Source organism: Crossiella sp. SN42 (assembly GCF_023897065.1).
In the GTDB taxonomy this organism is placed as follows: Bacteria; Actinomycetota; Actinomycetes; order Mycobacteriales; family Pseudonocardiaceae; genus Crossiella.
This window is the reverse complement of record NZ_JAMHIV010000010.1, coordinates 220,370-234,867: the sequence shown is the minus strand read 5'-3', so window position 1 is coordinate 234,867 and position 14,498 is coordinate 220,370. Positions and strand designations below refer to the sequence as shown.

The 14,498-nt window shown below is 70.1% G+C and carries 7 protein-coding genes; all 7 read right to left on the bottom strand.

The genetic code is table 11. The features are described 5' to 3' along the window. The coding region (locus M8C13_RS14445) for a rhamnogalacturonan lyase (protein ID WP_252481077.1) at positions 1–1,603 on the bottom strand (1,603 nt) is incomplete at its 3' end. A 24-nt stretch (positions 1,604–1,627) separates the two neighbouring features. Further along, positions 1,628–3,646: an RICIN domain-containing protein gene (locus M8C13_RS14440; protein ID WP_252481076.1), complete on the bottom strand. Its 2,019-nt coding sequence runs from the start codon at positions 3,644–3,646 to the stop codon at positions 1,628–1,630. 20 nt (positions 3,647–3,666) lie between these two features. After that, positions 3,667–5,076: a BNR repeat-containing protein gene (locus M8C13_RS14435; RefSeq protein WP_252481075.1), complete on the bottom strand. Its 1,410-nt coding sequence runs from the start codon at positions 5,074–5,076 to the stop codon at positions 3,667–3,669. Further along, positions 5,073–5,861: a family 16 glycosylhydrolase gene (locus tag M8C13_RS14430; RefSeq protein ID WP_252481074.1), complete on the bottom strand. Its 789-nt coding sequence runs from the start codon at positions 5,859–5,861 to the stop codon at positions 5,073–5,075. Before M8C13_RS14430 ends, M8C13_RS14435 begins: the two co-directional genes overlap by 4 nt. Before the next feature lie 141 nt (positions 5,862–6,002). After that, complete coding sequence (locus M8C13_RS14425) at positions 6,003–9,083, bottom strand: glycoside hydrolase family 2 TIM barrel-domain containing protein (RefSeq protein ID WP_252481073.1); 3,081 nt, start codon at positions 9,081–9,083, stop codon at positions 6,003–6,005. A 46-nt stretch (positions 9,084–9,129) separates the two neighbouring features. Then, complete coding sequence (locus M8C13_RS14420; RefSeq protein WP_252481072.1) at positions 9,130–12,195, bottom strand: glycosyl hydrolase 115 family protein; 3,066 nt, start codon at positions 12,193–12,195, stop codon at positions 9,130–9,132. A 118-nt stretch (positions 12,196–12,313) separates the two neighbouring features. After that, positions 12,314–14,302: an RICIN domain-containing protein gene (locus M8C13_RS14415; protein ID WP_252481071.1), complete on the bottom strand. Its 1,989-nt coding sequence runs from the start codon at positions 14,300–14,302 to the stop codon at positions 12,314–12,316. Positions 14,303–14,498: the final 196 nt, after the last annotated feature.

Sequence of the window (14,498 nt, the reverse complement as noted above, 5' to 3'; positions counted from 1 at the left end):
TGGACGAGACCCCCGAACCGGTCAACAGGCGGGTGTCGCCGCCGGTGCCGTACTTGCTGATCTGCGTACCGTCCAGCAACTCGCGCTGGGCGTCGCCGTCCCACCAGATCACGAAGTTCTGCGACCCGGGCTTGCGCGCGGCGACCTGGTTGCCGTTGGCCGCGCTGCGCAACCCGCCCACCGCACCCGACCAGATCTCCGCACCAGGACTACCGGCCCACACATCCGCAGCCACACCCCGGCCGTTGTCGCAGTTGCACGCCGGTGCCCGGTAGATGACCTGGCCGGTGCGGGCGTCGTGGACATCCATCGCGGGCTGGTTGCCCGACTCGTGCACGGTGAACACTTCCTGACCCGGCCGGCTCGGCACCAGGTCGCTGACGTGCAGGGCGTCGCCGTGACCGAACCCGGTGCGATACATCAACGCGCCGTTGTCATCGATGGTGGCCGAGCCGTAGATGATCTCATCCCGGCCGTCACCGTCCACATCGGACACTGACAGGTTGTGATTGCCCTGCCCGTAAGCCCCGCCGCTGCGACCGGAGTCATAGGTCCAGCGTCGGGTGAGCTGTCCGTTGCGGAAGTCCCAGGCGGAGACCACCGCGCGGGTGTAGTAGCCGCGCGCCATGATGATGCTCGGCTTGGAACCGTCGACGAAGGCGGTGCCGGCCAGGAACCGGTCGGAGCGGTTGCCGTAGTTGTCACCCCAGTCGGCGACGTTGCCACGCGGCGGCACATAGCTTTCGGTGTCCAGGATCGCGCCGTCGGTGCCGCGGAAGACGGTCAGGAACTCCGGTCCGGCCAGCACGTAGCCGCTGGAGTTACGGTGATCGGCGTTGGCGTTGCCGATGACCTGACCGGTGCCCGAGCGGGTGCCGTCGGCGGTTTTGACCGCGAGCTCGGCTTTGCCGTCGCCGTCGTAGTCAAAAACCTGGAACTGGGTGTAGTGCGCGCCGGAGCGGATGTTGCGCCCCAGATCGATCCGCCACAACCGTGTGCCGTCGAGTTTGTAGGCATCCAGGATGGTGTTGCCGGTGTGGCCGGCGTGGGCGTTGTCCTTGGCGTTGGTGGGGTTCCACTTCAGCACGATTTCGTACTGTCCGTCACCGTCGAGGTCGCCGACGCTGGCGTCGTTGGCCTCGTAGGTGTAAGCCCCGGAGGAGGTCGAGCCGCCCGGGGGGATCTGCAAGGGCACATCCCGCGTGCTGGCGGTGACACCGAGTTCGCCTTCGGTGTGTGCGGCCATGCGCAGCGGCGGCGTGGCGGTGCTGCGCTGTTCGATGCCGTTGATGACCGGGCGGACCTCGTAGACGGCGTCGGCCGCAGCTCCGCGATCCTGGAAGTTGGTGGCGGAGACCGGTTTCGCGGTCACCTTCTGCCCGTTGCGGTAGACCACGAACTCGGTGGTGGGGGCTTCCCCGGTGGCGAGCCGCCAGCTGAGGAAGTTGCCGGTGCCGGTGTGCACGCTGATCAGGCCGCGGTCGAGCTGCTCGGCCTGTGCGGGGGCTGGTGCGGCGGCGGTGGCGGGGTAGGCCGCGGCGGTGGCGACCAGGGCTGTGGATGTGGTGATGAGCAGTGCACGCATCACCGTTGACTTGTGCATGGCAGGGTCCATTCGTCGAAGTGACTACTGCAGGGTTCCTGGGGCGGGCGATGTCTGGTCGGTCACCCGCCACCGCTGGCTGGACGCGGAGGAGGGGTCGGCGGTGGTCACCGCGGCGCCATCGGCGGTGGACTGCCCGGTCACGTCGAGCACCCGGCCGGTGGCGGCGTTGACAAAGGTCCAGCTGCCGTCGCCGGTGGTCGACATGATCCACTGCGCGGCCGGACTGGCCGGGGTGCCCGTCCGTTCCAGGACGGCGGCGTTGCCCCTGGCCGCGATCCGGGTGCCGCTACCGGCGTGGACGATCTCGTGCCGTTCGCGGTTTCCGTTGGCGCCGCCCAGTTTGCGCACCGACCACTGCTGCGCCGCGCTGGCGTCGCTGGTGCGGATGACCACGCCGGTGCCGCTCGCGGCGGGCGCCATCGACTTGCCGCTGGCCACCCCCGCCAGCTGGTACCGGTGGCCGGGCTGGATCAGCGCGGCGTCCTTGGCCACGCCGGATACGCCGTCGACGAGGAAGGTGGTGACCGACTTCGCGGGCACGGTCAGCTTCGCCGACCCGCCGTTGACGCGCACCGGGTTGCCGCGCACCAGCGCGCCCGACGTGCTGGTGACCACCGGGGTCACCGAGGCCTGCGGCGAGATCTGCCCGAACCGGGACAGGTCCAGGGTCACCGTGCGGGTGGCGGCGCCGTTGTTGACGTGCACCACCTTCGCCTGCGCGCCGGAGCGCGACACCGCGGCCACGGTGGCGGGCTGGTCGGTCTTGACGAAGCGGTCGCCGGGCCGGATGTGGTGGGTGAAGTTGCGGATGGTGTGGAACTTGGTGTTGGTGCGGATCGGGCAGGTCTGCAAGGTGTCCTTGGCCGTGCAGGTGAACGGCACGTGGATGCTGCCCCAGTTCTTGCCCGCGCTCACCTGCGGGCCGGTGTCCTCGATCGGCTGCCACAGCACCCAGGCCGTGGGCTCCAGCTCGCGGATGTCCTCCACCATGCGGGTGGCGATGCCCAGCCCGGGTTCCATGCCGGTGTAGTCGGTGCCGGTGCCCCAGGTGCCCTCGATCTCGCTCATCCACAGGTCGCGGTGCGCGCCCTTGGCGATGTCCCGGGCGCTGGTGCGCTGGCCGGTGCCGTAGGTGTGCACGTTGAGCTGGCCGATCACCTCGCGGGCCGGGCCGTAGCCCTGCCAGTTGCGGGCGAAGATGCCGGGGTTGGTCTCGTCCATCGCGGAGACCTCGGTGCGCGAGCCGAGCCGGTCCAGGGCTCGCCGCGAGGCCAGCAGCACCTGCTGTTGCAGGCCGGGACCGGCGTGCGCGCCCTCCTGCCGCCCGCCGGTGGGCTGGCCGTCCGGGCCGAGCTGGGTGCCCCAGTAGTTGGTGTTCGGCTCGTTGAGCGGCGCGAGGGTGCCGAACTTGATGCCGTGCGCGCGTTCCAGGTGGGCGCTCACCCGCGCCAGGTAGGTGGCGAAGTCCTCGACCCGGTCCGGGCGGATCTGGTCGGTGTTCGGGTCGAAGCCGCCGGAGACGTAGCCGCTGACGGTCTGGAACCAGGGCGGGGAGTTGCTGAAGGCCTCCCAGTGGGTGACCTTCCGCTTGATCTGATCGACCCACCAGCGCTGGTTGGCGTCGGCGTCGAGGTTCCAGTGCGCGGGGTTGTCCGGCCGCCACCAGTCCTTGTCCTTCTGGGTGGTGCCTGGAGGGGCTTTCCAGAAGCCCTCCATGGTCGCGCCCTTCTTCATGTAGTCCTTGCGGACGTCCGGGGCGTTGCCGCCGCCGATGTTGTAGCGGGCGATGTTCAGGCGCAGGCCGTCCTCGCCGAAGAGCAGGTCCACCAGCTTGCGGCGGATCGGCTCCGGGTAGCCGCCGGTGGCGTTGGCGAACCAGACCAGGCTGGTGCCCCAGCCCTCGAACTCCTGCTGCTGGTAAGACGGATCGACGCGCACGGTGACCGCGTCGCTCGGCGCGGCGGCGGCCGGCAGGACCGCGCCGAGCACGAGGCTGGCGGTGAGCGCGAGCGAGCGGAACAGACGGCCTCTGCTGGTCATGGGCATCCTTGGTGGTGTGCTCAGCCGAGACGGAAGTCGGCGACCCGGATCGGTGACGGCGTGCTGCCACTGGAGGTCTGCTGGTACTGCACGGAGACAATCCCTTGGGTGGCAAGGCGGGAGGCGTCCACGTTGACCTCGCCGAAGGCGCGCAGCCCTGCCCCGTCGAACACCAGCCGCCAGTCCGTCCACCCGCTCGCCTTGCTGGCGGCCACGATCCGGCCGCCGGGCATAATCAAGTAAGCGCTTTCCGATCGGTCAAGGACGATCTTGCTGCGCTGGGTGTGGTTCGGGGCGATCGGCACTTCCCGTTTGGTCCAGCCGCCGTCGGCGCCGCGGACGAGGTGGAAGGCGCGGCCGTGCTGGGCCCGCTGCCGCGCGTAGTCGGTGACGCACTGGGTGAACCGGCCGGGCACGTAGCTGATCACCACGTGCGGCGTGCCCGCCGCGTCGACCGTCTGGCTCTCCTGGTTCATCAGCCCGTGGTTGGGGCCAAGCGGATCGGCCACCACGCCGGGTGAGTTCACGCTCACCCTGGTGCCGCCGGTGGTGCCCACCACCGCGCCCGCGCCGTTGCGCCAGGTGCGGCCGCGGTCGTCGCTGTAGACGTAGCCGGTGTCGTGGTTGGTCAGCCCGCCCCGCGCGCACAGCACGCCTGCGTTGCCCTCGCGCCAGGTGAAGGCCGCGTGCAGCCGTCCGTTCCGGTCGTAGGTCAGGCCGTGCAGGTACATGTTCCTGGTGCCGGAGACCACGCCGTTGGGGCCGGTGTAGGAGCCGGTCGCCGAGGTCCAGGCGCCGAGCTTGCGCCAGGTCCCGCCGGAGTACTCGGCCAGCTCGTTGACGCCGTTGCCGGAACCGCCGGTGCGGTAGCTGAACTGGAGCCTGCCCTCGGGCGTGACCAGGAACCGCGGGTAGGTCATCGCGCCCAGCTCGACCTCGCCGAGGGTGCGCCGCACCGAGCCGAAGGCGGCCGCCTGCCAGGGCGCCGTGCCACCGGCCAGGCCGGGGGTGGACCTCAGGTAGTGCAGGCGGGTGTTGTGCGTGTCCAGCGCGACGTGCACGGTGTCGTCCTGCGGCGAGATGCCCAGGGAGATCACGTTGTGCGAGTCGTTGACGCTGAGCCGGTGCGGCAGCGTCACGGTCTCCCACCGGGTGCCGCCCACCGGCCGCCGGGCGATCACCGCGTGACGGCTCGCGGTGTACCAGGTGGCGTACTGGTGCCCCTTGTGGGTCAGGATCGCCTCCTGCTGGAAGGAGTTGTTGTTCACCACGCCGTCGTAGGAGACGAAGTACAGCGCCGAGGAGTCCAGCAGCGTGTCCGAGACCAGCCGCGCCTGCGGCTGCGCCATCGCGGTGCCCGGCACGGCCAGCGACCCGGCCAGCAGCGCCAGGCTCAGCACGGCGGCCCGCACCGCCCGTCGCCCGCTCATGCCCTGGTCCGTCCGATGTAGACGTTGCGGGCGCGGTACACCGTGTCCCCGCCCGGTCCCGGACTGCCCGAGGAGCCTTCCATCTGCAGGTTGAGGATCACCCACAGCGGCTTGCCGACGAAGTTCCGCCCGGTGTGCTTGGCGATCCACTTCCCGTCCAGGTAGTAGTGGATCTCCACGTCGGTGCCGTTCACCTTGGTGATCCAGGCCCGGTAAGTGTGCCAGGAGCCGGGCGAGGACACCCCGACGGTCGTGGTGGAGACGTCACTGGCGGAGCGGAAGGTGTTGAACCAGTTGCGGTTGTCGCCCTTGAACTCCAGGATGTCGCTCTCCGGCGGCCAGCTGCGCACACCGGTCAGCCAGAACGCCGGCCAGGTCCCGCGGGTTGACGGGGCCTGGAACTCGCCCCTGACCTCGTAGTTGGGGAACTGGTCGGTGACCAGCACCTGGTCCTTGGCGTGGATCGCGCCGGAGTGGTACCGGATGGGCAGGTGCGGGGAGGCGGAGCTGTTGCCCTCGTTCCAGGAGATCCGCGAGGCGCGCAGGGTCAGCACGCCACCGGAGAGCGAGACGTGGTTGTGGTCGCTGGCGCTGGCGTACATCCGCGCCGAGCCGTTGTGGTCCGAACCCCAGGGGTAGCGGTAGTTCCACTCCGACTCCAGCGCGCCGTAGCCGCCGAATGAGCTGGGCGTGACCACGTCCTCCCAGGTCGCCGCCCGGCCGAGCCCTGGACTGGCCAGGCTCGCCGTGACCAGCAGGGCCAGTGTGGCTGCGGTGATGCGCATGGTGGTGCCACCCTTCGCTTCGGCGGCGAAACTGGGGACAGCGTGCCGGATCGCGAGCCGAATTGTCCAGGGCAAACTGTTGCGCCACAACGGTTTCGTCGAATCGACGGCACATTCGACGACGGATTCGACACTTCGGGGTCAGCGTTCGACGGCGAGCTCCGCGATCCGCAGGAAGCCGTGCGCGGTGCCCGGTGCGCGGCTGGTCAGGTCCAGCCGGATGCGGCTGGTGCGCACCGGGTCGAAGGTGATCCTGGTCGGCTGGCCGGACTCAGTGGCCCAGGTGATCTTCGGATCGCGCACCGGGACAAACGCTCGTCCGTCCCAGTAGGACACCCCGATGCTCGCGGGCAACGCGTGCGCGGTGTCGGTGACGAACGAGGCCGCCACCGAGCCGACCGGCCCGGCGTCCACTCCGGACACCGACACCCAGGCCGCCGGGTGCGCCCGGCTCACCTCGGGCAGCAGGGCGGTGGCGCGCTTGCGGTAGTGGTTGGACCAGGCGGTGGCCGGGTTGCCGTCGAGCATCGCGGCCGGCACCGTGTCCGCCGCGCCCGAGTAGCTCGCATCCGCCGCAGCGACCGGGGCCTCCGCTGGTGTGGCCGGCGGTTCGGGCACCGCGGTTCCTTGGCGGCCGCCGGTGGCCGGGACGATCGCGATCCCGGCCCGCAGGCCCGGCGCGCTCGCGGTGACGGCCACGCCCGGTGTGCCGCGGCCGGATCGGACGATGGCCAGTGCCTTGCCGTTGAACGCGGTGCGCGAGTTCGACTGGTAGTTCTCCGCGCTCTCCTGACGGCCGTTGTCCAGCCCGGCCAGGCTGCCGCCGTTGACCCGGAAGGAGATCAGGTTGTCCGCGCCCGGCACGACCACCCCGGCCCGGTCGACGACCTCGGCGGTGACGAAGGTGTGCGACTTGCCATCGGCCTTGGTCGTCTTGCGGTCCGGGGTCAGCTTGATCGCATGCGGTGCGCCCGCGGTGCGGAGCTCATCCCTGGCAACCTCGGTGCCGCCGCGCTTGGCGACCGCGACCAGCTGTCCGGGCTGGAACGGCACCGTCCAGGTCAGGTGGAGCTTGCCCGCGCTGCCGTTGGGGCTGGTGTAGCTGCCAGGGAACCGGCCGGAGGTGACGGTCTTGTCGTCCCCGGTGGCCTCGGTGGTCTCCAGGTAGGAGGTGCCGCTGGTGGTGGTCTTGGTGTCGAACTTGCGTTCTCCCAAGGACTTGCCGTTGAGGAACAGCTCCACGGTGTCGGCGTTGCTGTAGGCCCACACCGAGACCTGGTCGCCGGGTTTGTGGTCGGTCCAGTTCATCGGCAGCAGGTGGACCATCGGTTCGGTGGTCCACTGGCTGCGGAAGAGGTGGTAGAAGTCCTTGGCGAACCCGGCGGTGTCCACCGCGCCGAAGAACGAGGCCTTCACCGGGAACACGTCATACGGCGTGGGCTCGCCGAGGTAGTCGATGCCGGTCCACAGGAACTGCCCGCCGAACCACTTGCGGTCCCGGTCCTTCTTCAGCCCGTACTCACCGCTGTAGGTCCAGTACTCCAGGTTGTTGTCGTAGGACGAGGTGTTCCGGCGTCCCGGCGTGTAGTTCTCCCCGGTGTTGAGCTGGTCGGGGTCCTGGTAGTAGCCGCGGGTGGAGGTCGAAGAAGAGGACTCGCTCTCGAAGAAGAACTTGGTCGGGTAGCGGGCGTGCAGGGCGTCGGTGGAAGCCGCGGTGTTGTAGTTCAGGCCCAGGCCGTCGAGCAGTTTCAGGATCTCGTCCTGCGGGGAGCCAGCCGTGGGCACCCGGTGGTACTTGTTCGACCCCATCACGATCGGCCGGGTGGGGTCGACCGCGCGCACGTCCGCGATGAGTCGTTGGGCGATCGGGATGCCGATCGGCAACGTGGTGTCGTGGATCTCGTTGCCGATGGACCACATCACCACAGACGGGGAGTTCTTGGCCGCGTGCACCATCTCGCGGATGTCGGCGCTGCTGTGCGCGTCGAAGAAGCGGCCGTAGTCGTACGGGGTCTTGGGGGTGCGCCAGGTGTCGAATGCCTCGATCTGCAACAGCAGACCCATTTCCTCGCAGGCCTGGGTGAACTCCGGTGCGGGCGGGTTGTGCGAGGTGCGCACGGCGTTGACGCCCATGCTCTTCATGATCTGCAACTGCCGGACGATCGCGTCCTTGCTGATCGCGGAACCAAGGGCGCCCAGGTCGTGGTGCAGGTTGACGCCCTTGAGCTTGGTCTCCTTGCCGTTGAGCGAGAAACCGTTGTCCGGGTCGAAGGCGAAGTACCGGACGCCGGTGCGGGTGGAGACCCGGTCCACCACTTTGCCAGCTACCACGACCTCGGTGTCCACTGTGTACAGATGTGGCCGCTCGGTCGACCACAGCACCGGCTGCTCGATCCGCACCTCGGTGCTCGCGGTGCCCGGCTCCGGGCCGAGGTCGGCCGGTGCGCTCCCCCGGCCCACCACCTTGCCGGTGGCATCCTTGACCGTGGCGACGATGTCGGCCTGAACCGGGGAATTCTCGCTCACGGCGCTGGTCTGCACGCGCATGGTGGCGAAGCCGGAGCCGATGGTGTTGGCCAGGTCGGGGGTGGTCACGGTGACGCCGTGGCGGGTGACGTGCACCGGGTCGGTGACGATGAGGCGGACGTCGCGGTAGATGCCGCTACCGGAGTACCAGCGGCTGCTGGGGATCTGGTTGCGGGCCCGGACGCTGAGCACATCCGGGGTGCCGTTGGTGTGGGCGTGCGGGGTGAGGTCGAGGGCGAAGCCGGTGTAGCCGTAGGGGTGGCGGCCGATCAGCTTGCCGTTGAGGTAGACCTCGGCGTCCATGTAGACGCCGTCGAACTCGATGGCCACCTTCTTGCCCGCGACCGAGGGTGGCAGGGTGAAGGTCTTGCGGTACCAGCCCAGTCCGCCGGGCAGGAAGGCGGTGCCGGCGGTGGTGTGCGCGTTCTGCACCGGGTTGAGCCCGATGCTCCAGTCGTGCGGCAGCCGCACATCAGTCCACAGTGGACTGCGCGGGTCCGGCTGCGGAGCCTCCTCGCCGGTGGTGTTGACCAGGGCGAAGCGCCAGCCCTCGGTGAAGTCCACCGCCCGGTCGACCGGCCGGACCTGTTCGCCCGGCTCGGCTTGCGCCGCCACCGGCGCGCCGCACAGCCCCACGGCGACCACACCGCCGAGGAGCAGAGCCCACCACTGCCTTGTCCGTCGCCGCAACGACATCGCAACCGTCCCGTGAGTCGAAGAAGAACCCGTGCTAGGTCGTGTCCTAGCGAGGTGAACCCGAGGACCTGACGCGGTGGCTCTCCGGCGGCCCGAGGTAGCTCTCGGCCAGCCCGCCGGTGTCCACCACCAGCTTCTGCACCACCACGGTCGGGTCCACCATCCAGAACTTGACCGTGTGCGCGCCCGGCTTGTCCACGGTGAACGTGGTCGCGCTGCGGTTGACCCCGTCGGCGGTGTGCAGGCCCCACAACGCGTTCATGGTCGTGTCGTCCACACCCGCGGTGGTGTTCACGATCTTCGCGGGCTGGTCGTCGATGGAGACCGCGTACCGGATCCCGTTGCCGTACAGGACGTTGTTCCGCGGTGAGAGGTAGGACCACACGGTGACCGGTCCCGCGGCGCGCAGGTTGATCCGGTACTCCAGCCGGGGCCCGGCGCCGGGGGTCTGGGTGGCCGCGGTGGGCGGGTCCGGGGTCATGCCCGAACCGGTGCGGCCGAGGTCGGGCACCCGCAGCCAGGACACGCCGTTGCCGCCCACGGCCGCCGAGTGGTGCTCCGCCTCCATCGAGACGTATCCGTTGGCCTCAACGAAGCCGGGAGCGGGCGCTGGGCCTGCCGGGTTGTCCAGCACGGCCTCGACCGTGACGGTGCGCCCGGCCCCGGTCACCGTGATCGGCACCCGGAAGGTCCCCCACGGCGCCTTGGACCAGTCCACCCGGATCGTGGCCCGCACCTGCTTGCCGACGGTGCCCTCGGCCGGGGTCGCGGTCAGCCACGGCACCGAGGTGCTGATGCGGTAGTCAAAGGCGGTGGCGCCCCGGTTGAACAGCTCGATGTGCTGCTCCGGCTGGGTCTGGTGCGGGCTGAACGCGGGCAGCACCGGCGTGGCGGCCGAGTTCGGCCACCAGTCCCGCGAACCCGCGATCGCCACACCCAGCTCGGCCGCGGCCGGCACGGAGACCCGTTGCGGCTTGGGGTAGATCTCATCCGGCGCGGGCGGGGACTGCCAGCTGGCGTCCTTGCCGTAGCGCTCCTTGTCCCCGTAGCCGAACTTGGTCTCGGTCTGCCAGCCGCGCCACTTCCCGCCGGCCAGGGTGGTGTTGTAGTACTCCGACATGGCCTTGTCCTCGGCCAGCCGGGCCGCGGCCAGGTCGGCCAGGTCGTTGGCGGCCGCGCGGCCCTGGGTCCAGTACCGGCGGTTGAGGAACTGCGCCTGGCGCAACGCGTAGAGGTTCGCGGTGGCCTTGATCGGGTAAAAGACGAGCTGGTAGTAGGCGTCCTGGTCGGCGCGTGGCAGGGTGGCCCGGACCGACTCGGCCCTGGCGGCCAGTGACTGCCACTCGGCGGTGACCCGTTCCAGCTCCGCGTAGTTCTCGATGCTGAACGGCGTGGTGGTGTCGTCGGTGCTGACCGCGCCGGTGGCGGTGCGGGTCATCTTCCGGTTGGTGGACTCGGGTTTGCGGCGGGCTTGCAGCTGCCCGTAGGTGTGCAGCAGCCCGGCCACCGCCGGGGCCGCGGCGGCGCCGAAGTTCTGCGCCGCGAACTCCCGCTCCCAGTCGTCGATCCGGTCGGCGGTCAGCGCGGCCGGGTTCCAGGCGTAGTCGAGGAAGAACTGGGTCGGCCGCTCCATGTTCTTCAGGTCGCCGACGTTGGCCACCCAGAGCCGGTCCACCCCGTAGGTGTGCGAGGTGCGCAGCTGCTCCCAGGTGCTGGCCAGGTTGACCGTGTCCGCCCACTTGTAGTTGCGGCTGCCGCCCACGTAGTCGAAGTGGTAGTACAGGCCGTAGCCCCCGGCGTGCGGCGGCAGGTTCTGCTGGGGCAGCTTGCGCATGTTGCCCCAGTTGTCGTCGGCGAAGACCACGGTGACGTCCTCGGGTGCGCGCAGACCCTTGTCCCAGTAGCGCTGGACCTCCTTGTAGAGGGTCCAGACCTGCGGCACCTCGGTGACCGGGCGGCCCGCCTCCTCGGTGAGGATCTGCCGCTGGGTGGCGATGATCTTCTCCATCAGCTCGATCGCGTCGCCGTCGGGCAGCTTGGTGTCGCCGTTGCCGCGCATGCCCAGGGTGACCACGCCCTCGAAGTCCTGGGCGCGCATGCGGCGGATGCCTTCCCGCCAGTACGCCTTGACCGCCTCGGGGTTGCGCACGAAGCTCCACTCGCCGGTGCCGCCGTGCGCGCGCGGGTTCCGGTTCCACTCCTCGATGCCGCGCATCATCGGCGCCTCGTGCGAGCTGCCCATGACCACGCCGTAGCGGGTCGCGGTGGCGTGGTTGGCCGGGTCGTCCTCGGCGAAGGCCCGGCCCCAGACCGCGGGCCACAGGTAGTTGGCCTTCAGCCGCAGCATCACTTCGAAGACCTTCTCGTAGTACCGGCTGTTGAGCCCGTTGGGGTGGCCGGGGGCCTTGCCCGGTCCGAACTGTCCCGGCGCCCAGGTCCCGGTCTGCGGGTCCTCGTCGTTGACGAAGAAGCCGCGGTAGCGCACCGCGGGCGTGCCCTGGCTGTGCCTGCCCGGCCGCACGTACAGCGCGCTGTGCTGCCGGGCGGGCACGTCGTTCCACCAGTGCCAGGGCGAGACGCCGATCCGCTTGGACACGTCGTAGACGCCGTAGATGGTGCCGCGCTGGTCGCTGCCCGCGATCACCAGCGCTCTGTCCACTGTGGGCAGTGGGTTGGCCACCACCTGTTGCAGCGAGGTCTCCCACTTCCCGGCGATGCCGCTGACGTCCAGCTTCCCGGCGGCGACCAGGCCGTCGATCAGCGGGCTCTTGCCGATGGTGCCGATCAGCACGACCTGGCTCTGCCGCGGCACCTGGTCCACCGACACGGCCGGTTTGACCCCGGTGACCCGGCCGACGTCCTCGCGCAGGTCACCGACCACCCGGACCACGCCGGGGTGGTCGGCCGCGCTGACCACCAGCGGCGCGGCCCGGCCCGCCGCGGCGAGGGTGAACCCGTCGCGCACCGGAGTGTGGCTGAGGTAGCCGTCACCCGGCTCCTGGGCCTGCGCGCCCGGTACCGGTTGGGCCAGCGGCAGCACGAGCACGGCTGCCGCCAGCCAGAGCGCGGGCCGCGCCCGGAGAACCCGCGAAGACCTCGGCCGATACCGCATGCTGCTACCTCGCAGTCAGGAAATCCCCGGGCGTAAGCGTTTTCGACCGTATGGGCGCAAGTTTCGCCAGGTCAAGCACTCCGCGCCGGAAAAGGAGTTCGACGCGGAATTCGACGGTTCATTTCGACTGCCTGACAGCCGTCCAGCGCTGGTTGTCTTTGGAGGTCGGCTGGTACAGGCCGATCCGCGCGCCGTCGGCCTGGGACTCGCCGGTCACGTCGAGCACCGCGCCGGTGCCCACGTTGACGAAGGTCCAGCTGCCGTCGCCGGTGGAGGACGGGATCCACCTGGCCTCCGGGCCATCGGCCGCGCCGGGCCGCAGCACCACCGTGCCCCCGGCCGCGGCCAGTCGCTGCCCGGTGGCGGCGTTGACCACCGCGAACTGGGCCCGGTTGCCGTAGCCGCCGGACTTGCGCTCCAGCCGCCACACCTGGTCCTTGGCCGCCGGGTCGGTGGTGCGCTGCACCAGGTCCGTGCCCGCGGGTGCGAGCGACTTGCCACTCTGCGCGCCGGTCAGCCGGTAGTCGCCGCCCAGCGCGGCCTCACCGCGCACCCCGCTCACCCCGCGCACCTGGAAGGTGGTGACCGAGCGGGCCGGCACGGTCAGCGTGGCCTTGCCCCCGCGCACCCGCACCGCGGACCCTTCGACCAGCGCGCCGCGTGCGTCGGTGACCACCGGCCGTACGCTGGCGTATGGCGACACCGAGGCGAACCGGGACAGGTCCAGGGTCACGTCCTGCGGCTGGTCGGTCTTGTTCAGGTGCACCACGGAGGTCAGCTCCGCGCCGGGCCCACGCACCGCGGCCACGTCGGTGGTGGTGTCCACCGCGACCAGCCGGTCGCCGGGCCTGATGTGGTGGGTGAAGTTGCGCAGGGTGTGGAACTTGGTGTTCACCCGGGGCGCGCAGGTGGCCAGGGTGTCCTTGGGCCCGCAGTTGAACGGGATCTGCACCACGCCCCAGTTCATGCCGGCCGGTGACTCGCCGCCGGGCTTCATGTTGTCGTAGTCCTCGATCGCCTGCCAGAGCTGCCAGCTGCGCGGCTCCAGCTCGCGCAGGTCGTCGATCACCCGCTCGGCGATGCCCAGGCCGGGGTCCATGCTGGTGAAGCTCTGCCCCGATCCCCAGGAGCCGTCCACCTCGCTCATCCACAGCGGCTTGTCCGCGCCCTTGGCGATGTCCCTGGCCGAGGTGCGGCGGCCGGTGCCGTAGGTGTGCACGTTCAGCTGCCCCACCTTGGCGCGCACCTCGGCCGGGTAGCCAGCCCAGTTCTCGGCGAAGATGCCGGGGTTGGTCTCATCCGGCGCGGAGACCGCCGCCCGCAACGACTTCGCCCGCAGTGCCGCGGCCACCGGCGGGATGACCTTGGCCTGCAAGGCCGGTCCCATGTGCGCGCCCTCCTGGCGGCCGCCGGTCGGGTTGCCGTCGGGGCCCAGCGTGGTGCGCCAGTACGGGGTGTTGGGCTCGTTGAACGGGTCCAGGGTGCCGAACCGGATGCCGTGCGCGCGTTCCAGCTCGACCATCGCCTGGGTCAGGTAGGCGGCGAAGTCCTCGATCCGGTCCGCGCGCAGCTGGTCGGTGTTCGGGTCGAAGCCGCCGGAGACGTAGCCGCTGACGGTCTGGAACCAGGGCGGGGAGTTGCTGAAGGCCTCCCAGTGGGTGACCTTCGACTTGATCCGGTCCACCCACCAGCGCTGCCGGGGGTCAGCCGAGGGGTCGAACAGGCGCGGGTCGCCCGGCCGCCACCAGTCGGTGTCCTTGCGCGTGGTGCCCGCGGGCGCCCGCCACCAGCCGGGCACGGCCGCGCCGGCGCGGAGGTAGGGCGGCACGTCGGGGGCGTTGCCGCCGCCGATGTTGTAGCGCGCCATGTTCAGCCGCAGGCCCTGCTCGCCGAAGAGCAGGTCGGCCAGCCGCTCGCGGATCTCCGCGGGGTAGCCGCCGGTGGCGTTGGCGAACCAGATCAGGCTGGTGCCCCAGCCCTGGAACGGCTGCTGCTGGTAGGTCGGATCGGGCCGGACGGTGGTCGAGGGCGCGGCCGCCGCGGCCGGTGTCACCACGGCGGCGAAGGCCACTGCTGACGCGGCAAGGATGCTGATCAGTCTGGTCATCGGTTTCCCGTCGGCCGTGTGATGTTTACGTAAACATCTAGCCCCCCGGCTAACCCCCGTCAAGTGGGGGGTTGGCAGCACACCCGGTATGCTGAGATGATTGGTGAACCATTCGGCGCGCAACGGAGCGCGTCTCGGAATGCGGAAATTCTTCAGAAATTCACGGGGCTGAACTCGACTTTTCTGAATCACCGCT